Genomic DNA, 25,759 nt, shown 5'->3' with positions numbered 1-25,759 from the left:
TTGTTAATTTGTTACTTTCTTGTACACAACGTTATTGTAAGTGACGGAAAATCAACCATTTTTAGCCCTATTTCTGTTTTCGTCTAGATATCGGGTTAACCTCATGAGGTAGAAACAGCTTTGGAATTGTCCACCGACGGCTGGCTTGAAGAAAGGGAGGCATTTAAAGATCGGCTCAAAAAGCGCGATCTACGCATTGAGCGGCATTTGAAGGCATACTAACGATGTTGCGACTAAGTGCAGCGCACACCCGAGCGGCTTTCAAGCTTCTAAAAACTTTTTCTCACGGTTTTTATTGACTGTACGTTCAGTCATTATTAGAATAATAGTAGCGATAATAACGTAAAAGCAAAAACAGACTGTCATCAAAGACTCTGTTAAGAGTCAAATGCGCCTGTGTTAACTGATAGAGGAATAGAAAATGGATTTACATTACGTTGTTCAAGGCAACGGCGAGCCGATTGTCTTCCTTCACAGTGGTGGAGCTGATTTGCGCGATTGGGAATTTATGACTCCTTCCTTGGCTCAATTTTACAAATGCATAGCCTACGATGGTCGAGGTGCCGGACAATCGCCATCACCGAATGAAATTCCCGATTACGTAGAAGATTTAAAAAATCTTCTCGATTTTCTTGACATCGATAACACAGTTTTGGTGGGGCATTCAATTGGTGGACAGATTGCTACCAATTTCGCTCTTACATATCCGCAACGAGTATCGAAACTAGTTCTGGTTGCTCCTGGGTTGACAGGATACCAATTTTCACCCAACCTAGTTCAGAGGTTTGAGGAGATTCAATCTATGGCTCCAAATGTCGAGAAAATGGCACAACTCAATTTGGAGTTACCTATTTACCAAGTGGTGATGGCGAGTCCGCAACGCGATCGCATGGTAGAGATGACAACGCACAACATACTCCGAGGACTTGAATGGCAGCATCTGTGGAAGAACGTGCAAGTTTGGGGGGAATTACCTGCCATTCCCCCATTGAACGAGCTGGCAGTAAAAACCCTATTTATTATCGGTACCCAAGATAGTGAGGATTGTTTGGGCATAGCAAACTTATTCAAACAAGTTCCTGACATTCGCTTTGCCCGCATTGAAAGTGCAGACCATATGTTGACTCTGACTCATTCATTAGAGGTTTCTAGTATTATCAGAGAGTTTCTGAGTGAGTCGAAATAATGCCCCGCACCCCATCTGAAAATGAAAGTATCCGTCGCGCTTCAAAGCAGCAAATTCTCGAAGCAACGATGGATTTGTTTTGCTCTAAAGGCTACCATTCCACATCTATCGATGATGTGGCAAAGCGAGCGCAAATCTCGAAAGGATTGCTCTATCACTATTTTAAAGGTAAAGAGGAACTGCTTGCAGCAATCGTCGATCTGCGAATCAATGACATATTAATTGTGATGGAAGCAGCAAAGGCAAAAGAAACTCCTGCCGAACAAATCCGACACATTATCGAAGGTGCTTTGGAGGATAAACCAGAGATTTTTCGTTTTTACCTCAACCTCTTTACCCAACCCCGACTCGATCCAATTGTAGCTAAGTACGGTCAAAAGTTAATGGATGAGCAAATCCGCCAATTCGAGGTACAGACTCAGATGTTCGTCAACCTTGGGGTGGCAAATCCGCGAGAGCGAAGTCTCTATTTTTCCTCAACAATTCAGGGGATTATGCTGATGTATTCCACCTATCCGCAAACCTTTCCCCTCGAAGAAGTTAAGGCTATTGCAATAGCACAGTTTTGCTCGAATGGTTGAGTCCGCCGAACTTAACAGCGAAAAGTAAAGTTTCAAGTTGAATTCTTTAGCTACTAGGTCAAACTATAAAGCTTTGATAAAATTGTCGTTCCAAAAGCCCTAAATTCGTGCAAAATTTGAGTTTACGTATATACCGTTGATGACGCTGTTAAATTTAGCGAGTAATATATAAATGTAACTTATAGCACATAGCGTCTTTTAAAAGAATGTATTAAAGGTGAGGAATGTGGGTTGTAATCGGAGTTTACAGCCATACCATGACTGACGGAAGACAATCTCTTGAACTTTTGTTAAGCGTCCCCGTTTTAATAATTGCTCGACTAGTGCGATCGCTTCTACAACCGTCATTTAACCGCGTAGAACTAAATTAACTGTGATATTCGCACCATAAGCTTTATTAAGCAAAAAAGTTTACGTAAATCTACTAAAAAAATCCGACTTTTTTCCGACCTTGTTAAACTGTAAAACTTTATACTAGTTAGTAGAGTATTCGGATAGTAGGTTTCAGCCAAAAATCTGCATCAATTCTCCGTCTCATCTATAAAAACTCATCAATATATATGAAAAATTCACATATTTCAGGAAAAAATTTAATTGTTAAATCATCTGTAATCCTCTATCCAACACAGTTAACCCCCGTAGAACAAGCTCTGTTTTTAGCACAAGACTACTTACAGAATTTTGCCAGTGAGCAGGATTTTGGTCAAAAAATGGCGATCGCTTTTGGGGACGGGGCTAATGTTGATTCTTTGGCGATGGCGTGGTTAGCGGGAGATTTTAGTGATTTTCCTGAGATAGAGATTCGCTATGCAGCAGATATCAATGGAGCGAATGGAGCTTTTGCTGCGGCGACGAATAGGATTTATTTATCACATGAATTTATTATAAATAATCAGGGAGATGTAGATGCGATCGCCAATGTACTATTGGAAGAAATTGGTCATTTTGTTGACTCGCAACTTAGTGAGGTAGATTCCCCAGGTGATGAAGGAGCTATTTTTTCGTCGTTAGTGAGGGGGAATTTTATAGATGAAAAAGAATTACAGCAACTAAAAATAGAAGATGATAAATATCAAATAATTTTAGATGGTAAAATCATAAAAATTGAGCAAAATGGATTTATTTTTTTAAACCCTTTTCTTGGTACAGAATACGGCGATAGTGTTTTTATATATCCAGAATTATATCATGAGTATTGGGATAATTTATCAGTTTTGAAGATAGAAGATGGATATGCACAACCAGACTCATTAGGAATTACTGGGATGGGAACGGTGTATTCAAGAATTGGTGGTGTGATCGGCCCATTATTTAGTGGCAAGTTCACCTTTCCTGATGAGGGGACACAAACAGAAACAAATTCACTCTCTGATAATGCCGTCAACTCAGCAAAAGAGTTTAAATTAGCCGGATTAGACGTTAATTTCAATAAACTTGCTCTGGAAATTGATCGAATTCAACTTCAAGGTGAAGTTTTATTACCTTATGAACTTAGCGGTTCTTTAGAAAAATTTCCTATAACTTTTGTTGACCCTAATAATAAACTCATCATCAGTAAAACGGACGTAAGCTTAACTGGTGAAAATCTTAAACTTCCTGAAAACGGCACACTTATTCCAGCCAACTTACTGGAAATTAAAATAAACAACGCTAATTTATCTTTAGACCTTAAAAAAAATGAAGGTACAATTCAAGGTAGATTTACTGTTCCTACTCTTGATAATGCTGACTTAAACCTCACGGGCAATAACTATATTGCGTTGAAAGAAGGAACAGGCGGTTTAAATCTAGCGATGATTGCCAACATCTCTGTTGCTTCAATTCCTATTTTCGGAACAGAGTGGGGGCTGCAAAATATTACTGTCAATGTTGACAAACAATTTGATACAACTGGCACAATTGAAGCCAAATCCGAACTGAAAATACCAGGTCAAACAATCAACTTCGACTTAGTCTTTCAAGATGGTAAGCTTGCGCCTTCAGAAATTAAACTTCCAAGTCTTAAATTTGGATATGAAAATCTTTTTAAGTTTGACGCTTCTAATTTAAAGCTCCGATGGGAGCAAAAATATTTCACAATTCAGGGGAATGGTACAGGAAATAGCTCTTTTCTAAATGATGCTAAGTTTAATGCTGACTTTAATGGTAGCAAATATATTAAAGTTAGTAATAGCGGTTTAGAGGCAGTTGGAACGTTATCACTCGCCAATATACCATTTTTAGGAAATTGGGGATTAAATCAAGCATTAGTTGATATTGATACTGTTAATGATAAGATTATAGGAACTGCTGATATCCAATTACCTTGGGGATTAATTAGTGGTTTACAAGGAACTCTTGATTTTCAGAAAGGACAAAATGGTTGGCAGTTGAATTCGGCTGAATTAGAATCATCCGTCAATCTGCCTCTTCCAGTTATACCAGTTATATCTCTCCAAAAAATCAACGGAAAGGTTGTTAATTTAAGCCAACAAGCTCGGGGTCGTATTACTTTTAATGGCGGCGTCACATTTGCTGCTAAACCTATTGGATTATCAAGCATAAGTACAATTTTACCTAATTGGGTTGGTCGCCAATTTGTTAGCGATTCGGTTGGTATATTCACGCTTGATGGCTCTATAAATCAAGATAGGCTCCTCATGGATGGGAATGTCAATCTTATTGGCGGATTACTCTCAGGTAATATCAAGAATTTAAATATTAATTGGCATAATCTATCCTTAGCTTCTCAAATTAATGCAAAAGTTCTCAATGGTTTAATTAATTTAAATGCTGGTTTTGCAGGTAATTCCAACTTGGATTTCACTATATTTGGTCAAGGTAAAGTCACAATTCCTAATATTGAGATATTTGCAACAATGGGTTTAAGTGGAAAAGAAATTTTATCTGCTGGTACTGTTGTTAAATTTCTCAATAATAATGATTTGTCTGATGATATTGTTGCCGGGTGGGGTAGCATCTTATCCTTCATAACAGTAGGCTATCAAGTTTCCTTGGATGGGAAGACCGACATTATTGGAGCCGAAGAAATTGAATCATATAAGCAAAAAACGTTTGCAGCAGAAGGCTCTATTCCTTTTGACAGGAATTTCAATAATAATCAAGTTTCTTTATTGAATGAATTTGTCTTCTCCCAAGTCTTAGCATCAGCCTTACCAAGGACTTACAGCTATCTTCAACAATTTGCTACATCACCAGAATTCAGCACTACAATGAACCTGGCATTTGGCGATAGTTGGAATACAACAACAGGCAATCAAATAGTTCAAGCTTGGGCGTTAGGTAACTTCGACACCATCCCGGCTATTAAAATACTCTCTGCTGCTAATATTGGGGGAGCAAATGCTGCCTTTGCTGATAGTAATAACACCATCTATTTAGCAAAAGAATACCTTTCTTATCATGCCTCAGATTTAGACAGCATTACTGATGTTCTGCTAGAGGAAATCGGTCACTGGGTAGATGCTCAAGTCAACTTAGTTGATGCACCTGGAGACGAAGGAGCTATATTTTCCAGTTTGGTGCGCCATCAAACTTTAAATGAACAGCAGTTGGCACAACTCAAAGCTGAAGATGATACTTTAACTATTACTTTAGATGCTACTGTTACACAGCTTAATCTCAACTTTTCTCAAGAAGATGCCTTTTCTATTGCATCAGATACCCCTTGGCTGCTATTAGCTGTTAATTGGGAAAACGAAGCTAGTAGTGTTCCCATTGAACTACAAGCTCCAAATGGCAGAATTTACACTGAAGCCGATCTGGTTGATAATCAAACAATTGTCCTAGTTAATGAATTGAGCAGTTCCACTCGTAAGGTTATTCAGGTAGAAAAACCAGAAACAGGTATCTGGAAAATTAAGCTTCCTGACGCTTCTAGTTTAGGCAAAGTTGAGTTTTCCGCTTTGGGTGGACTAGAAGCCCCGCAGATGGCAATTACCGAGTTAAAGCAAGAGCTAAATAGCTCCAATGTCATCATTAACTACGAAATTTCTAAAATAGATGCCAATGCCCAGATTAGTTTTTACTACGACACTGATAATCAAGGATTTGACGGCATTCTAATTGGAGAAGAAAATCCTCAAACTGCAACTTCTTCTGGCAAATATGTTTGGAATACAGAAGGTATCAACTTGGATCGGTATTATGTCTATGCTTTAGTTTCTGATGATAATCGTATCCCTACTTCTGCGTATTCATTAAAGAGCATCACACTAGGAAGCACACCAGTCAAGAATGCACCAACTTTAAATAGTGCGATCGCAGATCGATCCACCCCAGCAGATACAGCCTTCAGCTTTACTTTTGATGTCAACACCTTCATTGATATAGACGCGGGTGACAGTCTTACTTACTCTGCAACTTTAAAAGATGGCAGTAATTTACCTAGTTGGCTGAAATTTAATCCTGTTACTCGCACCTTTAGCGGTACACCAACTAATGCCAATGTTGGCAGTTTAGAAATTGAGGTACGAGCTACAGATAATGATGGTTTAATCGCAACTGACACATTCTTACTAACTGTTGCCCAGCAAAACGGCTCACCTACTTTCAAACTTGCAAAAATAGCCGATGACATTTTTACCATTACCAACAGTATTGGTAAATCAAAACTTAAGGTTACACTCACCGAACAAACTTCTAAACTGGTCAATGAAATCGGAGTATTCACCGTTGACGATGCTCAAGGTAAAATTGATGGTATTGCTCCAGGAGAAGCAGGTTATGCCGAAGCAGCTTTGAACCGATCTCAAGTAATTTTTTCTGCGCTCGCTAATCTCCCCAATGGGTTTAATACCAACAATTTGACACATTTGTTGGAATTTAACTCCGGCGAAAACTTGAGATTTTATTTAGTCAGAAACAGTACAACTGATGCTGTACGGGCTGGAGTCACTCCACTTACAGACCTACTATTTTCTAATCCTTTAAGGCAAAAAATAACAGACTTAGGTTCTGATGAATTTTCCCTAGCTTGGAAAGATACAGATGATAATAGCACTGCTGACTTCAAGGATCTGGTAGTTAAAATTCAGCCTACTAATGATGCATTACCTCTCGGTACAAATCTGCAAGCCAAGCCACAAAGAGAAGTTATTGATTTGCGAGATGTTACAAATCAGGTAAAAGCCGATTTTGTAGTCAACAGAGAAGCAGCTTTTAACAATTGCATCGGTTTTTATCAAGTAGCTGATGAGAATGGTGGTATTGACACCAACTCAGATGGTAAAGCAGATATTTTCGCGGGACAGGCTGGTTATATTGAAGCCGCAGTTCGTGGACGTGTTGCAGGTATTGACTTAACAGTTAATAACCAAGGTACTGCAACTTACACAGGAACTTTCCAGCCCGGTTCAATCTTTGCACCATTTATTATTGTTAATGGTAGACCTGATGCTTTACTTGATAGCAATCCCAATAACGATTCAGCAGTTTACTTCCCCTTCTTGGGAGCTAACGCTGAAAAAGTGGATCGCATTCGCTTGTTAGGGAGTAACATCTTTGGTTTTGAGGATTTATCAAATGGTGGTGACAATGATTTCAACGATGCGATCGTGCGAGTCAATTTCAGTATCGCCTAGTACTACTGCCGATACGGCTTCAGCCGTTAAGATCGGGGTCAGATGAGCAAGAGTACAGAAACTTACGCGCTTGGCTGAAATCTTTGCTGGCTAAGCACTCTATTCGTCAATATTTTTGCACTTCGTTTATAGCCCTCATTCCGCTCCCCAACTGTCACAAACGGTAATTACTGAAGAAACTCTCTAAAAAAAGAATAAAATTATACTGTTTTTCTCAGAAAACTATTTGCAAAAAACGATGGGTCTTTGAGAAAAGCCGCACTGCATGACTGCTGTGCTTTATAATGGTAAATCATAGCGCTATTGCCAAGCTGATTTGGCTCTAGAACATTTATAGCAATGATAAATCTTCCAGCACTGAGAGAATCTTGATTAATTTTATTTTCATCCTTGGTAATTGTTGCTGATATTTGAGAGATGCATTTCCTCTTCGCTCTTTGCACGGGAATGTGCCTCTAAATTCTCCAGTCAGTCTATTGCCATTAATTCTCAATTGTTTGATTATTACCTACTCTTTTTTTAGTTTTTATGTACTATTTTTCCTTCATCTTATTCATGTGCGACAGTTAGGGTGCGGAATGGGGTATGAAAAACAACAATTAACAGTTAGCAATTAGCAGTTAGCAATTAGCCATTAGCCCCGAACACTTTCTACCAAAAGTGTGAGTCACAAGTACCGGGGATCTGTAACGATTGCGTTGAAGGGATACAGAGTAACTATGCAGATTCAAACACCAGATTGGGTTAAACACGCTGTTTTCTACCAAATCTTTCCAGATCGCTTTGCAAAAAGCAAACAACCCCGCAAACGACTGTTACGGAGTGCTCGTTGGGAAGATTGGGAAGCTATGCCAACACTCCAAGGTTACAAGGGGGGAGATCTATGGGGCATTATGGAACAGTTAGATTACTTACAGGATCTGGGAATTAATGCCATTTACTTCACCCCTATCTTTCAATCTGCAAGCAATCACCGCTACCACACTCACGATTATTATCAGGTAGACCCCATGTTGGGGGGTAACCCAGCTTTTAAGGAATTGTTAGACGCCGCCCATCAGCGCAATATTAAAGTTGTATTGGATGGGGTGTTCAATCACTCCAGCCGTGGATTTTTCTTTTTCCACGATGTTTTGGAAAATGGTCCTCATTCCCCTTGGGTTGATTGGTTCAAAATCCATGATTGGCCTGTTTCTCCCTACAATGGCGAATATCCTGCTAACTATGAAGGTTGGGCAGATAATCGGGCATTGCCAGTATTCAACCATGATAACCCGGAAGTGCGGGAATATATTATGGAAATTGCCGAATACTGGATAAAATTTGGTATGGATGGCTGGCGCTTAGATGTGCCATTTGAGGTAAAAACCCCTGGCTTTTGGCAAGAATTCCGCGATCGCGTTAAGGCAATCAATCCCGATGCCTATATTGTCGGTGAAGTCTGGCATGATGCGAGTGAATGGTTAGATGGTACCCAATTTGATGGGGTGATGAATTACTTGTTTGCAGGACCAACAATTGCATTTACAGCAGGCGATCGCGTCGTCTTAGAACAAGTGCAAGGGCGTTCTTACGATCCCCATCCACCCTTGTTTGCCAAAGAGTATGGTGAAAAAATGCAGCACCTCCTACAGCTTTATCCTTGGGAAATTGCACTCACTCAATTGAATTTATTAGCCAGTCATGATACAGCAAGATTGCTCACGATTGCAGGAGGAGATAAACCAAGCGTTGAATTAGCAACTTTACTCTTACTCACCTTTCCCGGTGCGCCCAGTATTTACTACGGTGATGAAGTTGGGTTACCTGGGGCTATAGATCCAGACTCGCGCCGTGGCTTTCCTTTAGAAGCAAATTGGGACAGAGAAATTCTTCAGACGCATCGCGAACTCATAGCACTACGTCACTCCTATCCCAGCTTGCGTACTGGTGAATACAGAGTTCTTTATGCTCAAGGAGAACTTTACATTTTTGCGCGGATTTTAGGAACTGAAGAATTGATTGTTGCGGTTAATGCAGGGACTGCGCCAACAAAAGGCGATGTAGATACCAGCAGTTTAAGCAGTCAACCGAACAAGCTTCTTTATGGTACTGGTGAGTTTGAGTGGAATGTCGAAGGCGAAACCAAGCAACTCGTCTTGAATCTTCCAGCACGTTCCGGCTGTATTCTCGGTAATTAGTCTCACGCGAAGGCGCAAAGGCGCAGAAAAAATCTTGGCGTCTTGGCGTCTTTGCGTGAGGTAACTTTACTTATGATTCAGTTGCAACCAATGCAGGAATTAACACTGTATCAACAACGTGAATCACTCCATTATCAGTAAGAATATCAGTTTTAACAACATTGGCGTCATTCACTGTGACTTTACCGTCAGTAGTATTGATTCCCACAATTGACCCTTCCAATGTTTCTGCATGGTCAATTTGAATCAAGTCGTCAGACCTTACATCACCTGAGGCAACATGATAAGCTAAAATCCGCTTGAGCTTGTGTGTATCTTGAAGCAGCTCATCTAAAGTTCCTTGTGGTAACTTGGCAAATGCCTCATCCGTGGGCGCAAACACTGTAAAAGGTCCGGGACTAGAAAGAGTGTCAACCAGTCCAGCTGCTTCAACAGCTTTTACCAATGTAGTGAAATTTCCGGCTTTGATAGCAGTTTCAACAAGGTTAGCCATAAGACGCGTTAACTTAAATTTGTTAGCGTAATGTTACAAATTATTTATATAGCGGTAAAAATGTCTCAACCTCTATCAAGGGGGGAAGTTGCGAAAAAATTAGCTATCATTGTTTCGCTAATAACTTCAATTGCGACTGCTAGACTTAAATACATGACTTCCAAAAAAACAGTAATTATGCTAAAGCGTTCCAAATTTGAGACAACTCAATCTCAGATTATGTACCGTGCTGAGGAGCTCATCAGTGCTGCTTCAAATCGCTACCGCATTACAGTTCAAGTGGCAAATCGCGCTAAGCGTCGGCGGTATGAGGACTTTGACAGCGCGGATGATGCCATGATGAAACCCGTACTTCGGGCAATTATTGAGATGTCTGATGAACTGACTCAACCAGAAATTATCGGCGAAGTTTAACATGATGTCAGTTGGGATTTGTCAAAGGTTTGGGGTAATAGCACTCATGAGTGCTATTCTTCTGAGTTTAAGCGTGGGTTTGCAACCAGTGTCTGCTCAAAGAGTTAGCGCTGGTGATGCTTGGCGGTTAGTTTACCAACAATTGCCTGACTTTCCACGGGAGAACCAATACACCAGTAAAGAGACTGGAAAAAAAGCAGAAAATAATACCCTGGTTAGCCGCTTGATAGCGTATCACGTTTATGTGAAAACACGTGCGCCAAATTTTCGCTTGGATTGGAAGCTGACTTTGGCAGACTACCTGGGAGCTAATGAGGTGATGTATGAAGGGGTGTATCCGGGGAATGATACTTTGCGGCAAAATCCCCTAGATGGTGATAAGGCTGCGATCGCACGTCTTAACCGCCGTCAACGGGAAGCTTTGATACAAGCTTTGGTAAATGTTTTCACCCCCAACACCCAAAGTACACCAACTGCTACCCCAGAGAATTCATCACAACCGAGAGAATCAGCACCAACCCGTTCGCGATCGCCCCAACCTGGTGATGCTCAACTACTGAAATAGTGTGCTAATAGCTAATAGCTCATAGCTAATTGTTCAAACACCATTAGCCATTAGCCATTAGCCATTAGCATTAGCCATTAGCCATTAGCCATAGCATTAGCCATTAGCCATTAGCCATTAGCCATTAGCCATTAGCCATTAGCCATTAGCAAATATGCAACGCGTTCTGAAAAGTGGACTGGGTTGGCGTATTGGCTGGAATCCAACCGCACCCGAATTTAAAGGTTTAGTAGGTACAGATGACTGGGCGATTGAATTAACTGAAGCCGAGTTGAATGATTTTTGTCGGTTACTCGCTCAGCTAGCAGACAGTATGCAGCAAATTGCGACTGAATTAATGGATGAGGAAAAGATTGCTTGTGAAGCCGAAAGCGATCTCATGTGGATGGAAGTGGAAGGTTATCCTCATGCCTACAGTCTGCGTCTTATTCTCAACACGGGACGCGGTGTAGAAGGCAAATGGTATGCTTCCGCAGTTCCAGGTTTGTTGCAAGCAACTGGAATGCTCCAGGTTTTTTAGACTCACCAACAGAATCGGGATAGTATATCTACGAAAAAGAATATAAAAACTATTATGAACTTCTTGTAAAACTGCAACTTTAGACAAAATTAAGTCTATTATCATTGTAAGGACGCGTCACTGTAAAAAGGGGTCAAAAATCAAAATTTTGATGACTCCGGACAAAGTTCATCCAAACAGCTAATTCCGTACCTCACTTATATTGGGCTGTACTAAGATATAAGCCCTAAAATAAAATCCCAGCCGTCTAGCCAATGGGAGTTTGTATCTACCTGGTAATGTAACAGACAGATGGGATGTAATTTTTACTGAGAGAAAAAGTCAGGTAGCGGGGTGTAGCTATGCAACATTGTAGGCTTTAATACAAAAGCCAGTTCAAACGATCTCTGCCATAGGGTTAAAAGCCGAATGTATTTAATCAGGTAGTGCGATTACCCTGTGTAGAGAAATTTTTGGAGCCGAAATGATAAAAAGCTAAGTAATCTAACAGAAATATTTACACATTAGGTTCCAGACTGAACGAAAGTTTCAGTTGAATTTTGTGTGATTAATTTTGTTTGACTACTTAACTTAATTGAGGAGGGTGGTCTGCGAAAGAATCAAGGTTTTGGACAAAAATAACTGTTGTATTGATGGACTATTTATGGCACGCTTGAACTTAGGTACAGTCAACTTTAATCAGAGATCGAATGTCATCGATCCGGGGACGCCGATCTTCAACCCCAAATCATCCATTGTAAATACAGGTAGAGGTGCTGATAAAATCATTGGTACTGATTCTATAAATGGTGACTTTGGTTTTGGAGTCCTTGTGGGTGTAGGAGCGCAAGACTTTAACTCTGTTATTGCCTCTAACGCATTTAGTGCGAGGGCTAATGTTGCGGCAAACGGTATTAACAACAAAGGGGTTATCAATACAGGAATAGGAGCCGATATAGTAAAAGGTACTGCAACAGCTAACATCTGGGCTACAGCAGAAACAGTATCTCAAGCCATAGCTATTGCTAAGACTGCTGACACTAGTGTTATTAGTCAGGCTTTTGCCTCCATTAACGTTAAGGTTACTGCCGATGGTATTGACAACTCCGGTGGTAAAATTAACAACGGTATGGGTAGTGATGGTATTTATGGTGATACCAACGGTTCTGTTGCAGCAGTTGCTATAGCTACAGCAGATGCCTCAGCTATCGTCGAGGCTGTTGCCAAAGCTCCTGTTTCTCCTCATCTAACAGCTTTCGCTGGAGCAATTGCTCAAAGTTTAGCTAGCGCAACCATCACAGCCAGAGGTATTAATAATAAAGATGGCACAATTACTACAGGTACGGGTGCAGATACGATCTCTGCTACAGCTACTTCTCGTGCTGCAACCTTGTCACATGCTGCTGTTTCTACTTTAAGCAGTGCCCCTCGAGAACAACAAGCTTTGGCTCGGTCTGTTGCCGATGCTTTTGCCGAGGCTAAGGACATAGCGATCGCCATTGACAACTCCAAAGGTATGATTCGTACTGGAGATGGACAAGATATTATCATTGCCAAGGCTAGCGGCGGCGAATCTTACGGCATCTTTGGCGGCATTGTTAATATGGGTACTGGAGCCGATAGACTAGAAGCCTCCAGTTTTGGTGGTGGCGTCAACATCAATATGGGTGATGGACAAGACTTTGTTCAAGGTTTTGGTGACGCGAAAATAGATGGTGGTACAGGTTTCGATACACTCAGCCTGGGCTACAAGATAGATGACTTTAATATCCGTTTGGGTGCTAATAACAATAGGGTGACGTTTGAGCGAGATGGGATAACCGCGATCGCCACTAATTTTGAACAATTTGTATTTGATAATGGCAATCTAACCTTAAGCTACAACCAGCTAAATCAATACCTGTAACAGGGTGATGTAGCACTTTTAACTACACCCAAGTCTTGATTTTCTTTTCCAGCAAAGTACTTTATAGGGTCATCTACCTTGCCTTTACCGCAAGCAACACTGAAAAATCTTCGCATATCTGGTGATCGTGCTAGAGTAATTTTGTATTATTTAAATCAGAGGAGTAAGTCAACTGGAGTTTACTGCAAGTAACTGGGACGCTCAAGATTTTTTAGACTGACCTCTTGATTTTCTCAATCTTGATTGCTATTATTGAGAGGTTGACTACGGGGCGTAGCGCAGCTTGGTAGCGCGCCACTTTGGGGTAGTGGAGGTCGTGGGTTCGAATCCCGCCGCTCCGATTGGAGAAGCTAATTACTTATCACTTTTGTTCTTTACCTAAGATACAGAAGGTATACCTTAGGTACAAAGATGGAAGTGTTAAAAGAGAAGTGTCAAAAGGGTTCTGTCTGTGTAGAGGTGTTTAAAAACCGTATTCGTTTACGGTGGACTCATGAAAGAGAGAGGTACTGTCTCTACCCTGGACTCCCCAATAATGAAATTAGCGGTAAGGCTGCACTTAAGTTAGCCTCTCGGATCGAACTAGATATAGCTTGTGATAATTTTGACCCGACGTTAGCTAAGTATAAGTCTTCCGATCAAAGTAAAAAAGAAAAGAAAGTTAAACAAGAAATAGATGTAAAACCATCTTTGTCTGTAGTCAGTCTCTTCGACCAATTTACAGACCACAAATCCAGGTATCTATACCGTCGCAGCCTGGAGAAATATTATTCTTTGACAACTTATTTAAAGACGTACTTCCAAAATACATTAGCCAGTGCGATCGCTCCTAAAGATGCGGAAGCTTTTATTGAGTGGTTGAAGCCGAAACTTGAGCCTATTACCCTCAAAGAACGGGTTGTTCTGTTACGTGCTTGTTGGAATTGGGCAATTAAAGAAAACCTACTGACAACCAATCCTTGGGCAGACCTACCCAATCGAATTAAAATACCCCCAAGACAGCAGCCTAAACCTTTTTCTAAACAAGAGTTGTCAAAGATATTAGCTGCTTTTGAATCCCACGAATACTACAATCATTATCTGAGTTACGTTACGTTTCGTATGTTAACGGGTGTCAGGGTAAGTGAAGCATCTGGATTGAGATGGTCAGATGTTCATGAGGATTTTAGCAGCATTTGGATTGGTTCCAGTTTAGCTAGGGGCGATCGCAAACTGCCGCAGCATAACATCAGAAGAAGCAACAGAGCTTTTAAATTATAAAGTTTTTTGTGGTGGTGTTTGGCTGCAAGGAGCGAATGGGATAGGTCAATTCCGGTTTGACAAGCCACCAGTTTTTGATGATGGAAGAGAGAGGAAATATTCATCAGCTAAAGGTCAAAACGAATACGATGCGGTCTTTCCCAACAACCCATATATTCATAACCTCTTAGAAGATTTAGATTCCCTAAAAGAATTGTGTAGAAAAATAGACGGACACCCTTTCATCCTAGTTACTGAAGGGATGTTCAAAGCTATACATAGTTGGATGATCGGCATCCCATGTTTAGCACTATTAGGTGTCGAACAAGGTCTGCTTGGTTCCGAAGGAGGAACCAAGGAACGAGTTCTCGTACCACTATTGAAAAAGCTCATTGATGCTGACTTTGGATTTGTCATCGGTTTTGATGCTGATACAGCACGAAAGAAAGGTGTTAATCAGGCACAGCTAGTTCTTATAGAAGCTATGAGAGACTACGGCTGTAAAAGGATATACAACATTTCTGGATTTTGGCATGAATCTCAGGGCAAAGGGATTGATGACTTCATCCAGCAAAATGGCATGGGTAAATTCTGCGACATATTCGACCAAGCGGAAAAGATCGAAACTTGGGAAAAAAGAGCAGTTAAGAAATTTGAACTGAAAACAAAAGAAGTAAGACAAAGAGAATTAAGAGAGAGACAAATGAAAGCTAATCAAGTTATTTTAAAAGGTATCAATACGAACACCAACGAACCTGAGAAGCAAGCAGTTGACCCCGAAATTGTAACAACCACTCCAGATGATACGATACTGCGATCGCTGTTTGAAGATGGGCAAGGTGATTGGACTGTAATCAAGGATGCCTACTACCAGTATACCGGATCGGGTTATTGGTCGCACACTACCGATGACATAGTTCAGAAACTGGAGTTTAGACTAAATTGGAGCCAATTTCTCTGCCTCAGTCCATTAAGCAATCCTCAAAAAGCTTGTGAAAGTTACGCTTACGGTAAAAGCCATCCTTCATAAGAGGAGATTGCAGGAATTATTGAAGGGTTTGGGCAGAACTGCTTCTGCACCAAAACCAAAGATAAATCGGCAAACTAGTCCAGAAGCAACCTCAAACAACGTAGATTCGTGCCTCTAGCTTTCCGCTCATGGGTTGATTAGTCTAAACTCCAGTAAGCATTCGGTGTTGCTTAAATGCTTGTGCTGCAACTATCTGTTCTTCATCCAGCTTATTCTGTAGGTGGCAGTTTGACCAGATGTTTTTCAAGCAAAATACCTTCTCAAACATCGCTGATCTAGCTTAAAACAGACTTATCTCTTCTCTAATATGGCTAGAAGACACGTTCTTTGCTAAAACATACTCGCACAAGGACAAATGATTTTACAGGTGTTGTAGCTCATCCTGAGAGGAGTGTTTTATGAGTATTTATACTGCTTCCGCATGACGGAGTCAAATAACTGTAAATCAGTGGAAATTATGCGTTTTGGTGCTGACAGTATTAAGTTGTAGTGAGTTTAAAAATAACTAAGCAATTTAAACATCACTGTGGTAGAATCTTAGCTATACGCTCAATTTTAAGCATACGAACAACAGTCGCTCGCTCTCACCTTGTTAGTTTAGATGAGAGCGTATATACTCACAAGTTACTAAAAACCCTTTGGAGGTTCCATATGATTGACCTAATTAAGGTCTTGCTACGAGTTCTTAAATCTCGCAGCGCTTTTTGGATGTTTGTTGTCATCCTTTGCTTGGTTCTGACAACAGCATCTCAAATAACAACACTAACGTTATTAGTGTTGATGGTTTTGGGCAAAATTTAAGCCCGACTTTTTTATCATCCGAGACTACCGACCAAGAGTTACTGCGAATAACTCTTGGTCTTTCTTAACCAATTTATAGTACAACCATGTTACCGCATTTACACAGACGGTTGTTTTGTCATATCTTGGATTATCTTATCTGTGGGTGATGAATACAGAATAACACAAATACAAAAAAAGTGAAAACTCAGTTTTCAAAATAAAGCGATTCATTGTTAAGCGCTTAACACTATAATACATAGAATAAGTAAACAAGCATACTGTATCAGACTGCGATCGCTGTATTCTCAGTTAAGTACTTAATCAACACAGGTTGATACAATAAGATAACGCAATAATATAACAAGTATAAGATAAGTTTTTTAAATAATTAGGAAAGTAATGGTGGTCGCTGTGTTGGACAAACCATTAACCATCTGCATCTTAAGCAAAGTAACAATCCCAGTAAGAGTAGTATGTATCCTACTGGGAGTTGCTAGTTTTATTGTTTTAGTTGGGAAGCGATTGCGTCTATCTTTTTATCTAATTCAGCTAATTTACGTACTATAAAATTTAATATTTCATTTGCAGGTATATTTGCGGCATCAACTTCTGGGAGTTCGTTTAAGTCTATGCCGCTTGAAAGTTTCCCTCTTCTTCAAACAGTGTATCTCTGGCTATCCTCTCCACATACTCCGACACGCTAATTCCTAGAGACTTAGCTTTGATTTTGAGCAGTCGTTCCCCAGTAGGAGTGACCGCAACGCTTATTCTTTTCTTTGGCTCATCATACAATTCAGACCTTCCTCTAAGAGGATGTTTGAAAAGTTTGGTTGCGTAAAATTTTATGCCAATCGCCTCACCATAATCCGAATCATGGCGATATATACAAATGTCTCTGCGGTTTCAGGGAGTAGCTCGTAGTCTTTGTTTAACCTCCGGCACCCTTCGGGTTCGCCAGTCGCTACAACGGGGGGAACCCCCGCAACGCGCTGGCTCACCAAGTTAGCCAGCCCAACGTTCGCTCAACAACCCAACGTTTAGGTAACAATACAAACTCTCTACATTCTTTTGGTCGCTAAGCTCCAGCACAATCCAACGGCAGAAATCCATTACCCACTGCATAAATGGATTGCCGTCAAAACCAGCATCAACAAAGATTGTATGAAGTCTCGACACAGAAGGTTCCATTTGCTTGACCTTGTTAAGTACCCTTTTACCACCTATGCCTTCGGCACGCTAACGCGAACGCGTTCGCCCACACTAGCTGCAGTAATTAATACTCGTAGTACTAAGCCTAAAGTATCTACTGTTAGAAATCGCTTGCGTCCCTTAACTTTTTTACCCGCATCATAACCAACTTCTTGACTCACCATCGCTGCACTTTTAACACTTTGGCTGTCTACGATAGCTTCAGATGGGCTTGGCTCACGCTCATTATCAACCCTAGTCCATTCCCGCAGTTTGTCGTGTATTTTTACCCAGGTTCCATCAAGACGCCAATTACGAAAATAGGTATAAACTGTTTGCCAGTTGGGAAAGTCGCCAGGTAACGCACGCCATCGACACCCTTCGCACAAAACATAAAAAATAGCGTTAAGCACCTCCCAGATATCCGCTTCTCTTGGGCGACCACCAGGTAAGGAAGGTGGAATCAAAGGTTCGATAAGTTCCCATTGCTCTTGAGTGAGGTTGGTGGAGTACAATTTACTCATAGACTCTCAGTGGTGCTGTTGTCTTTACTTATTAACAGCTTACGCCCTGAGAGCTTTTTTTACTCAATTGCCGACTTTTCAAACATCCTCTAACTTTAATCTAGAAGCTTATTGTGGATTTTAATTAAGTGAGGTACAAACATAGAAAAGACCATAGTAGAGAGAGGGTCCTTGCTTAAATGTACCTTCTTGCAGCAGAAACTTAGGTTTGCTACCGCGCTCAACTTTACCTTAAGATTACCTACGTGTTTGGGGTAGTGTACTTATCCGAACGCAAATAAGTAACCTCACCAATTCTGGCTATATTTTATTGTACCAAACCCGCACGTAAAGCACGGACCGCAGCCTGAGTACGGTCAGCTACACAGAGTTTGCTCAAAATACTTCTGACATGGGTTTTTACAGTCCCAATTGTCAGATGAAGCTTTTGGGCAATTTCTGCATTGTCGCATCCAGAAACAATCAACTCCAAAACATCCATTTCCCGTTCGGTCAGTGGATAAGTTTCCAGTGTCTTCTCAACTTCTGGGTCTACAGCATTAATCATGACTCGTTTGCCCGTTATTCCTCCATTGCGATCGGGAAAATCGTGACGTATTTGTTGCAATATAATATCTGCAATTGCCGGGTCAATCCAAGAACTACCTGTATGAATTGTTTTTACTGCCTCTACCAGTTTTTCTGTGGCAATATCCTTCATACAGTAAGAATCTGCTCCTGCGGCAAAAGCTGCCAAAACAGCTTCGTCACTATTTTGCATTGTGAGAATCAGCAGTTTTGTTGCATAGTCTTGTGTCTGAGCTTGATATTGCCTAAACTGACGTGTCAGTTCAATTCCATCCATATCAGGCAGACCAATGTCTATGGTGGCAACATCTGGATGCAAGGTTTTCAAAAGCTGTAGCCCTTCCCTTGCATTGGAAGCCTCACCAACAATCTTCATTTCTGCCTGAGTTTGTAAAGCAGCCCGTAAACCTATCCGGGTAAGGTTGTGGTCTTCAATAACGACGACCTTGATTTCACTCATAGCCAATCACCTCTACCCATTATACATGGATATTCTAATAGGGATTTTATACAAAAAGAAAGATGTCAACAAACTTCATCCTCCCCAAGCCAGAAAAATGACTGAAAATGGGCATGGGATATGGGGCGTGGGATGATAAATTATTTCTAACTATGCCACAGACCCTGTTTTTGATAGAGCAGCGATCGTTACTAATTAACTACCTCTTCCAATCACACCTCTCGAAAAAACACAATTATAGTTCTTAATGGCGTTTTTGGCAACTTGTCCAAAATGGTAAGATCAGCCCTACTTACACTACGTAGAATTTTTCGTGAATAATTTTAAGAATTTACAAACCTGCTTCTTATAAATAAAAAAACAGTGCTTACCGATTTTCTCAGCAAACACTGCTATATACGAATCCATGTGATTTTAGTTAGTCGATAGCTCTCTTAACATCATCTTTCAAGTTTTCTACGCTGTGGCGAACTTGAGCTTCAGCCTGCTTTGCTTTGCCTTCAGCTTTGTCGTTGGGGTTACCTGTGATTTCACCCACAACTTCTTGAATTTTCCCTTCTATATTTTTAGCAGTTGCTTCTATTCTATTCTCGATACTCATATGGCCTCCTTACTTTTGATTTCTTGCTCAAATTTGTTAGTGGATTATGTCCTATCTGTACGTATCTTATGTTAAAAATATTTGTTTGTAAGTCTATCCTAAGTTGTTTTTAAACAAAAAAATTTTGTCCGTACTACAGATTGTTTAAGTTTTTTAGCTCATCTATAAGATTGAAAATTCTGGTTGTTAGATAGATATACTTAGTAAAGTTGCTCTTTCTTAAGATTAGTATATTTCTAGCTTTAGGTAGATAGTATTTATTAATGCTCGGATTGTTTACACATAATCAAATAAACTCCTGTATGTGTGGAATTTTATTACTTACAAATCTAAATATAGGAGGCGGAGGCTCTAAGGAAGGCATTCCCAGGCGGAGCCTAGGAACGAGGGTGAAAGTGACAATAACTTAAAAAAAAATGATGATTGGGACAACAGCCCAATCATCTCACAGTACCTATGTAACCGAAAAATTTAAACAAAAAGATTAAACAACTCCCGGACCTCTGCCTCGTTTGTCATCATCAATTGTTAACTGACCTTCTTTATCTTCATTGACTTCTTTAAGTTCTGCCGCACGATGAGTGGTATCGTCTGCGGCTTCTTGTCTCGCATCACCAGGAACTTCATAGTACATTTCCGGTTCTACTGCGTAATTATTTAGCAAACCTTCTCTGTCTACTGTATAGCCATCTGTTGTATGTGTGCTATCAGAATGTGTTTGATCGTCAGTAGGTGCGCTTGCTTCTCTCTGTTCGTTAGGAAGTGTTTTGTATAGTTCTCCCTCTCTTTCTTTGCGAGCTGCGGTTTCAGCAGGTACGATACCTCTATCGTATGTATCCATCTCAACTCGTTGAGAGCTATCTGCAACTTTGTTATTCTTTTCAGTAGTCATATATTATGTCCTCACGAAATTTTTGCTTCAACATTTATAATAAATAAACTAAATCTTTTGTTACTTGAAATCTAGTATCTAAAGACGTGAAACTTAAAATCTTGAGAAGTGTTAGCCATTAAAGAAACTTAACTTTTTTCTATCCCATGATGTATTTTTTCTTACTATTTATTAAATTTTATTAAGTTCTCAATGTCAAATATAGCTGCTTAAAAATTCAGTAACCAGCTGAGGAAATTGTAGGTTTCGTTCCTCAACCCAACATTTACAGATACTGGTTGGGTTTCGTTCCTCAACCCAACCTACGTGTTTTCGTATTTTTAAGCTTAACCGACAAGTGTTGAGTAAGCATCAACCGATCGCTGGTCACTGGTCAGTGGTCACTGGTCACTGGTTGGTTACTTTAAATCTTTTACCGTTGGTCCGTGCAGTATTGTTCCGTCAGAGTTGAAACGGGAACCATGACAGGGGCAATCCCAACTTTTCTCAGCACTGTTCCAGGCTACAACACAACCTAAATGAGGACATACAGCAGAGACTGCATGAATTTCTCCTCGTTCATCTCTGTAAGCTGCTACCTTTTTGCCATCAACAGTGACTATTTTTCCTTCACCATTGGCAACGTCAACGAAAGAATCACCAATTCCTTTAATACGATCGCCTATCCAATGAACGCCCACATCAAAATTCTGCTTAATCCCTTCCACACTCACAAACGGAGTCGCACGGGTTGCATCGTAAAGTTCAGCCCAAGGATTATCTATACCTAATATCTTGTCTGCAAGTAGCATCCCAGATAACGTTCCCTTTGTCATCCCCCAGAGGCTAAAACCAGTGGCTACGTAAATATGGTTGTTGAGTGGAGTCAATTTACCAATGTAAGGCAAGCGATCGAAGGAAACAGCATCTTGGGTTGACCAACGATACTCAAAAGAATCAATCCCAAAGCGAGAACGTGCAAATGCTTCCAAATCGAGGTACTTTTCTTCCGTGTTAGTAACTGTACCGACTTTATGACCTCCACCGCCAATAAGAAGGAGTAAACCATCTTGATAGGGAGTGGTACGAATGGAGTAATATGTTTCACCAATGCCAATATACATTCCTTTTGGTGCTTTGGATGCCTCAATCCGCGCACCAATAATGTAAGAACGCTTGGGATAAGTTTTGGCGAAAAACAAGCCTTGGTCTAAGATTGGCAGATTTGTAGTGATAATAACATCCTGCGCTTGAACAGTTCCCCTATTGGTGATGACTTGACAGGGATTATCTTCTTCAACCCTTTGCACTCGCGTGTTCTCAAATACATAGCTACCATTGCCTGTAATGCCTTTAGCAAGGTGCAGTAAATATTTACGTGAGTGAAACTGTGCTTGGTTGTCAAATTTAATTGCACCAGCAATAGGAAAAGGTAAGGAAGTTTGCCGTACATAAGAAGCAGGAAGCCCTAATTTGAGTGCAGCTTCTACCTCTTTCTCAATTTTGTTGAGTTGGTCTTGAGATTCTGTAAAAGAATAAGCACTTTGACGACTGAAGTCACAATCTATTTGTTCTTCTTCAACAAAAGCAGCAACACGTTCTAATGCTGCTTGATTTGACTGTGCGTAAATTCTTGCTTTTTCTTCACCGAATTTCTCGATTAGCTCTGCATAAACTAATTGATGAAGCGAGGTAACTTTAGCGGTTGTATGACCGCTTACACCTGCTGCAATACGATCCGAGTCAATCAGAGCAACTGTTTTTCCAGCTCGTTTTAATAATGTAGCAGCAGTGATTCCAGCGATGCCTGCTCCAACAATTGCAACATCTACTGTTACAGTATTAACAAGTGAAGAAAACTTATTTTCAGGTGTTGAATCTATCCAATAGGAGATATTTTTTCCCAGTATTTTCTGCATATTTTTTAGGGTTAATTGTTAGTTGTTAGTTGTTAGTGGATAGTGGATAGTTGTTAGTGGATAGTGGATAGTTGTTAGTGGATAGTGGTTAGTTGTTAGTGGATAGTGGATAGTGGTTAGTTCTTAGTGGATAGTGGTTGGCAGTTATTAGAATCAACGACTAACAACTAACAACTAACAACCAACAGCTAACAACTAACACCCACAATTCTTATCTAACCAATCCTGCTCGCAAAGCAAGAACAGCAACTTGAGTGCGATCGCTCACACAAAGCTTGTTTAGAAGGTTACGGACGTGAGTTTTGACAGTGCCTACAGTAATGTAAAGTTTTTCAGCAATGTCTGCATTACTACATCCATCTACAATGAGCTTAAGGACATCTAATTCGCGAGCTGTTAAGGGATAGCTTGGAATAGTCTGACTTTCCTCAGCTGATAAACCATTGATAGAAACTGTTGTATTTCCAGAACTTGATTGAGCTTCTGCGTAAGTTTTATTACTATATTGCAAGATAATACGGGCAATGGTCGGATCGATCCAAGAATTGCCTTCATACGTTGACCGCAATGCATCAGCCAGTTTATCAATGCTGCCATCTTTCATATAATAAGAATCTGCCCCAGCCGCAAAAGCAGCTAGCACGGTATCCTCATTATCCTGCATTGTCATAATCAAAATTTTGGTTTCAGGTAACTCGCTTGCTTCCTCAGAATTGTTGAAGTCCTGGATCAACTCAATGCCACTTATATCAGGCAGATCCACATCGACAATAGCAACATCTGGTTTTGTTGATTTCAGAAGCTTTAGACCCGATCTTGCATCCTTGGCTTCACCAATCACCTCAATTCCATTTTGTTGCTTCAAAGCAGCTACTATACCGATCCGAGTTAGCTCGTGGTCTTCAATTAAAACAACACGAATTGCATTCATGGTAAAGCCTCAATTCTTTTAAGTAACGAGATGCACAAATCAACTCTTTTGTATTTATCGAGTGATAGTAAAAGCATTTTAAAAGGCTAAAACCATTTCAGTCTATCTCTCCGAGGCACTGTCTCTAAAAGCAACAGTTTGTCCGCTTGACGCAGCTAGGCTCATTCGTGAGAAAGTTTAGATGTATCTTCCAATTCAGCCCTGCGATAAAATCTCCCTATCTACATTGAATAATGTTTTTATGCCAAAAGATATACTAAAAATGACCCCCCTGTGTCCCCCCTTGCCAAGCTACGGTGTACACACAAGTCGAAATTACCCCACCCTAGCCCTCCCGATGGATTGGTTTGGGAACAAGAAATCTAGTTTCCCCCCCTTGATAAGGGGGGATTAAGGGGGTAATCCAACTTGTGTGTACACCGTAGCTTACCAAGGAGGATGAAAGGGGGGTCTTCCCTACTCCCTACTCCCCACTCCCTACTCCCCATTTCCAAGATAGATTAACCTGTTTAACGTGGGTTTATTTAGGAAAAAATAATGTCACCACCACAATTGCTGAGCGATCCTTTCCTGCAACTCCCAACCGAAAGTTCGGTACGAGTTGTGTGGTTTACTGAATTTGCTGGTTTTGGGCATACAGTTGCTTATGGTAAGAATCTGGCTGATACTGCGATTGCTAAAACTACCAAACTCAGCCGGGTACGCGAGGACCAATATTCACGTGTTGGAAACCAATCACAGGATGGACAAATTTACCAATCTCCTGTCGTGCGACATATTTGGCGTCATGAGGCAGAAGTAACGAATTTAACTCCTAACACACGGGTTTCTTACCGGGTAACAAGTGTCAGGGAAGATGGTGAAAGCATTAGTAGCAATGTGTTTACCCTAGCACCCACCTCAAGGCCAGGAACGCCTCTAAAAATTCTGCTGACTTCTGACCATCAAGTCAAACCTATGGTAGCAGCAAATTTACAGAAAGTTGTAGAAACTGTTGGGCAAGTGGATGCAGTTTGGTTTGCTGGTGATTTAGCAAATATTCCAGATCGCGCTTCCGAATGGTTTGATGATAATCGTGGTGGTGCGTTCTTTCCTTGTTTGCAAGGTCGTGCCAAGTTTGACATGAGTAAAAACGGAACTACAACATTTTATACCGGAGGTGAGATCGTTCAACACGCCCCAATGTTTACTTGCATTGGCAATCACGAGATTATGGGGCGCTTTGGGTATGAAAGTTTAAACACGGAATTCGATAAAACAATTCCTCGCTCAATTGCTCAAAATTTATATGGAACAGACTCACTGAAAAATAATTCTTTTAATACCGATACTTACGAAGAACTTTTTACCCTACCGCAAAGTCCAGAAGGAGGAAAAACTTACTACGCAGTTAGCTTGAGTGATGTGAGATTGGTGGTGTTGTATGCCACAAATATGTGGCGCACTTATCACTTAGATGCAAATGCCAGAGGTAGATACAAGGAAAGCGAACAAGATTTAAACAACCCAGAGAATTGGGGTTATGGACAGCATATTTATGAGGCGATCGCAAAAGGTAGTACGCAGTACAATTGGCTGGTACAAGAATTGAATAGCCCCGAATTTCAGCAAGCAAAGTACAAAGTGGTGATGTTGCACCATCCGCCTCATTCGCTTGGTGGTAACGTGGTGCCAGCATATACCGATCCAGTGCAAATTATAGAACGCGATACATTCGGTAACATCAAAGCAGTGCGTTACGAATACCCTAAAGACGCAGACTACCTGATTCGCGATGTCATGCCTTTACTAGAAGCAGCTGGGGTACAGTTAGTATTTTACGGGCATTCCCATTTGTGGAACCGTTTTGTTAGTTCCAGTGGAATGCATTTTATCGAAACATCAAATGTTGGTAATTCATACGGTGCGGCGTGGGGTGATAACAAGCGAGAAGTCCCCGTGGGTTATCAAGAGGATTATGTTGAACTTGGAGATCCATATAGTTTAGAACCCGTATTACCAACAATTCATCCATTGCTGGGAGAAGATAGTAATTCCATACCATATATTGCAAGCAATGACTTTACTGTTTTCAGCATCTTTGATACGGGTACGGGTACAGTCAGCAGTTACTTGTTTGATACACGCAAGCCAGATTCTGAGGTCATTAAGTTTGATGAATTTGAGTTAAAGAAATCGCAGTTATAACCAGTACTTAAACCCTCTCTCGTTCCCAGCCTCTCTCGTTCTCTCGTTCCCAG

Annotated in this window: 21 protein-coding genes, 1 tRNA gene and 1 pseudogene; 13 read left to right on the top strand and 10 right to left on the bottom strand. The window is 40.6% G+C overall.

Annotated features, from left to right (window positions below):
- Positions 1 to 421: 421 nt before the first annotated feature.
- Complete coding sequence (locus F7734_RS00200; RefSeq protein WP_155742781.1) at positions 422 to 1,186, top strand: alpha/beta hydrolase; 765 nt, start codon at positions 422 to 424, stop codon at positions 1,184 to 1,186.
- Positions 1,186 to 1,767 carry a TetR/AcrR family transcriptional regulator gene (locus F7734_RS00195; protein ID WP_155742779.1) on the top strand — a complete coding sequence of 194 codons (582 nt, stop codon included), beginning with the start codon at positions 1,186 to 1,188 and terminating at the stop codon, positions 1,765 to 1,767. The genes F7734_RS00200 and F7734_RS00195 overlap by 1 nt, the downstream gene beginning before the upstream one ends.
- Before the next feature lie 198 nt (positions 1,768 to 1,965).
- Here F7734_RS00195 and F7734_RS00190 read toward each other — a convergent pair whose 3' ends face one another.
- Positions 1,966 to 2,115, bottom strand: a complete 150-nt coding sequence (locus F7734_RS00190; RefSeq protein ID WP_155742777.1) for a hypothetical protein — start codon at positions 2,113 to 2,115, stop codon at positions 1,966 to 1,968.
- Between the two features lie 212 nt (positions 2,116 to 2,327).
- Between F7734_RS00190 and F7734_RS62935 the strand changes: the two genes are divergently transcribed.
- Positions 2,328 to 7,349, top strand: coding sequence for a DUF4114 domain-containing protein (locus F7734_RS62935; RefSeq protein WP_243146591.1), 5,022 nt, complete (start codon positions 2,328 to 2,330; stop codon positions 7,347 to 7,349).
- 200 nt (positions 7,350 to 7,549) lie between these two features.
- Here F7734_RS62935 and F7734_RS00170 read toward each other — a convergent pair whose 3' ends face one another.
- Positions 7,550 to 7,792 carry a hypothetical protein gene (locus F7734_RS00170; protein WP_207713959.1) on the bottom strand — a complete coding sequence of 81 codons (243 nt, stop codon included), beginning with the start codon at positions 7,790 to 7,792 and terminating at the stop codon, positions 7,550 to 7,552.
- 276 nt (positions 7,793 to 8,068) lie between these two features.
- Between F7734_RS00170 and F7734_RS00165 the strand changes: the two genes are divergently transcribed.
- Positions 8,069 to 9,529, top strand: a complete 1,461-nt coding sequence (locus F7734_RS00165) for a glycoside hydrolase family 13 protein (RefSeq protein WP_155742775.1) — start codon at positions 8,069 to 8,071, stop codon at positions 9,527 to 9,529.
- 70 nt (positions 9,530 to 9,599) lie between these two features.
- On the opposite strand, the gene F7734_RS00160 is transcribed toward F7734_RS00165, so the two are convergent.
- Entirely contained in the window at positions 9,600 to 10,022 is a 423-nt protein-coding gene (locus F7734_RS00160) for a fasciclin domain-containing protein (protein WP_155742773.1), read from the bottom strand.
- Positions 10,023 to 10,199: 177 nt separating this feature from the next.
- Here F7734_RS00160 and F7734_RS00155 point away from each other — a divergent pair, with 177 nt between their 5' ends.
- The 8 genes from F7734_RS00155 to F7734_RS00120 all read left to right on the top strand — a co-directional run bounded on the left by F7734_RS00155 (position 10,200) and on the right by F7734_RS00120 (position 16,476).
- Positions 10,200 to 10,436 (top strand): DNA-directed RNA polymerase subunit omega, encoded by a 237-nt coding sequence (locus F7734_RS00155; RefSeq protein ID WP_026134604.1) that lies wholly within the window; start codon positions 10,200 to 10,202, stop codon positions 10,434 to 10,436.
- 46 nt (positions 10,437 to 10,482) lie between these two features.
- Positions 10,483 to 11,001, top strand: a complete 519-nt coding sequence (locus tag F7734_RS00150) for a hypothetical protein (protein ID WP_243146590.1) — start codon at positions 10,483 to 10,485, stop codon at positions 10,999 to 11,001.
- 154 nt (positions 11,002 to 11,155) lie between these two features.
- On the top strand, positions 11,156 to 11,521 hold the full coding sequence (locus F7734_RS00145; protein ID WP_155742771.1) for a DUF1818 family protein: 366 nt from the start codon (positions 11,156 to 11,158) through the stop codon (positions 11,519 to 11,521).
- Positions 11,522 to 12,164: 643 nt separating this feature from the next.
- On the top strand, positions 12,165 to 13,406 hold the full coding sequence (locus F7734_RS00140) for a hypothetical protein (protein ID WP_155742769.1): 1,242 nt from the start codon (positions 12,165 to 12,167) through the stop codon (positions 13,404 to 13,406).
- A gap of 267 nt (positions 13,407 to 13,673) precedes the next feature.
- Positions 13,674 to 13,747 (top strand) — tRNA-Pro (locus tag F7734_RS00135).
- A 70-nt stretch (positions 13,748 to 13,817) separates the two neighbouring features.
- A complete protein-coding gene (locus F7734_RS00130; protein ID WP_166481648.1) occupies positions 13,818 to 14,666 on the top strand; it encodes a phage integrase SAM-like domain-containing protein in 849 nt (282 codons plus the stop codon).
- A gap of 193 nt (positions 14,667 to 14,859) precedes the next feature.
- The gene (locus tag F7734_RS00125; protein WP_279239632.1) at positions 14,860 to 15,675 is read left to right on the top strand and encodes a DUF3854 domain-containing protein; all 816 of its coding nucleotides are present in this window, start codon (positions 14,860 to 14,862) and stop codon (positions 15,673 to 15,675) included.
- Between the two features lie 651 nt (positions 15,676 to 16,326).
- Positions 16,327 to 16,476, top strand: coding sequence for a hypothetical protein (locus tag F7734_RS00120; RefSeq protein ID WP_155742766.1), 150 nt, complete (start codon positions 16,327 to 16,329; stop codon positions 16,474 to 16,476).
- A 609-nt stretch (positions 16,477 to 17,085) separates the two neighbouring features.
- Here the strand turns inward: F7734_RS00120 and F7734_RS00115 are convergent.
- The 7 genes and pseudogenes from F7734_RS00115 to F7734_RS00085 all read right to left on the bottom strand — a co-directional run bounded on the left by F7734_RS00115 (position 17,086) and on the right by F7734_RS00085 (position 23,519).
- Positions 17,086 to 17,250: a hypothetical protein gene (locus tag F7734_RS00115; protein ID WP_155742764.1), complete on the bottom strand. Its 165-nt coding sequence runs from the start codon at positions 17,248 to 17,250 to the stop codon at positions 17,086 to 17,088.
- A gap of 50 nt (positions 17,251 to 17,300) precedes the next feature.
- Positions 17,301 to 18,170, bottom strand: a pseudogene (locus F7734_RS00110) (IS5 family transposase).
- Positions 18,171 to 18,477: 307 nt separating this feature from the next.
- A complete protein-coding gene (locus F7734_RS00105; RefSeq protein ID WP_155742762.1) occupies positions 18,478 to 19,197 on the bottom strand; it encodes a response regulator transcription factor in 720 nt (239 codons plus the stop codon).
- Between the two features lie 418 nt (positions 19,198 to 19,615).
- Complete coding sequence (locus tag F7734_RS00100) at positions 19,616 to 19,798, bottom strand: CsbD family protein (RefSeq protein WP_038082116.1); 183 nt, start codon at positions 19,796 to 19,798, stop codon at positions 19,616 to 19,618.
- A gap of 484 nt (positions 19,799 to 20,282) precedes the next feature.
- Positions 20,283 to 20,690: a hypothetical protein gene (locus F7734_RS00095; protein ID WP_155742760.1), complete on the bottom strand. Its 408-nt coding sequence runs from the start codon at positions 20,688 to 20,690 to the stop codon at positions 20,283 to 20,285.
- Between the two features lie 398 nt (positions 20,691 to 21,088).
- Complete coding sequence (locus F7734_RS00090; RefSeq protein WP_155742758.1) at positions 21,089 to 22,588, bottom strand: FAD-dependent oxidoreductase; 1,500 nt, start codon at positions 22,586 to 22,588, stop codon at positions 21,089 to 21,091.
- Between the two features lie 211 nt (positions 22,589 to 22,799).
- A complete protein-coding gene (locus tag F7734_RS00085; protein WP_155742756.1) occupies positions 22,800 to 23,519 on the bottom strand; it encodes a response regulator transcription factor in 720 nt (239 codons plus the stop codon).
- 537 nt (positions 23,520 to 24,056) lie between these two features.
- On the opposite strand from F7734_RS00085, the gene F7734_RS00080 reads away from it, so the two are divergent.
- Entirely contained in the window at positions 24,057 to 25,706 is a 1,650-nt protein-coding gene (locus F7734_RS00080) for a metallophosphoesterase family protein (RefSeq protein ID WP_155742754.1), read from the top strand.
- The last annotated feature ends 53 nt before the right edge of the window (positions 25,707 to 25,759 follow it).

The organism is Scytonema sp. UIC 10036, assembly GCF_009725235.1.
This window is presented reverse-complemented; position numbering and strand designations above follow the sequence as displayed.

Excerpts from the sequence above, each read along its gene's own strand:
- F7734_RS00200 (WP_155742781.1), top strand. The coding sequence starts at position 422 with ATGGATTTACATTACGTTGTTCAAGGCAACGGCGAGCCGATTGTCTTC.
- F7734_RS00195 (WP_155742779.1), top strand. The coding sequence starts at position 1,186 with ATGCCCCGCACCCCATCTGAAAATGAAAGTATCCGTCGCGCTTCAAAG.
- F7734_RS00190 (WP_155742777.1), bottom strand. The coding sequence starts at position 2,115 with ATGACGGTTGTAGAAGCGATCGCACTAGTCGAGCAATTATTAAAACGG.
- F7734_RS62935 (WP_243146591.1), top strand. The coding sequence starts at position 2,328 with ATGAAAAATTCACATATTTCAGGAAAAAATTTAATTGTTAAATCATCT.
- F7734_RS00165 (WP_155742775.1), top strand. The coding sequence starts at position 8,069 with ATGCAGATTCAAACACCAGATTGGGTTAAACACGCTGTTTTCTACCAA.
- F7734_RS00160 (WP_155742773.1), bottom strand. The coding sequence starts at position 10,022 with ATGGCTAACCTTGTTGAAACTGCTATCAAAGCCGGAAATTTCACTACA.
- F7734_RS00155 (WP_026134604.1), top strand. The coding sequence starts at position 10,200 with ATGCTAAAGCGTTCCAAATTTGAGACAACTCAATCTCAGATTATGTAC.
- F7734_RS00150 (WP_243146590.1), top strand. The coding sequence starts at position 10,483 with ATGAGTGCTATTCTTCTGAGTTTAAGCGTGGGTTTGCAACCAGTGTCT.
- F7734_RS00145 (WP_155742771.1), top strand. The coding sequence starts at position 11,156 with ATGCAACGCGTTCTGAAAAGTGGACTGGGTTGGCGTATTGGCTGGAAT.
- F7734_RS00140 (WP_155742769.1), top strand. The coding sequence starts at position 12,165 with ATGGCACGCTTGAACTTAGGTACAGTCAACTTTAATCAGAGATCGAAT.
- F7734_RS00130 (WP_166481648.1), top strand. The coding sequence starts at position 13,818 with ATGGAAGTGTTAAAAGAGAAGTGTCAAAAGGGTTCTGTCTGTGTAGAG.
- F7734_RS00120 (WP_155742766.1), top strand. The coding sequence starts at position 16,327 with ATGATTGACCTAATTAAGGTCTTGCTACGAGTTCTTAAATCTCGCAGC.
- F7734_RS00105 (WP_155742762.1), bottom strand. The coding sequence starts at position 19,197 with ATGAGTGAAATCAAGGTCGTCGTTATTGAAGACCACAACCTTACCCGG.
- F7734_RS00100 (WP_038082116.1), bottom strand. The coding sequence starts at position 19,798 with ATGAGTATCGAGAATAGAATAGAAGCAACTGCTAAAAATATAGAAGGG.
- F7734_RS00095 (WP_155742760.1), bottom strand. The coding sequence starts at position 20,690 with ATGACTACTGAAAAGAATAACAAAGTTGCAGATAGCTCTCAACGAGTT.
- F7734_RS00090 (WP_155742758.1), bottom strand. The coding sequence starts at position 22,588 with ATGCAGAAAATACTGGGAAAAAATATCTCCTATTGGATAGATTCAACA.
- F7734_RS00085 (WP_155742756.1), bottom strand. The coding sequence starts at position 23,519 with ATGAATGCAATTCGTGTTGTTTTAATTGAAGACCACGAGCTAACTCGG.
- F7734_RS00080 (WP_155742754.1), top strand. The coding sequence starts at position 24,057 with ATGTCACCACCACAATTGCTGAGCGATCCTTTCCTGCAACTCCCAACC.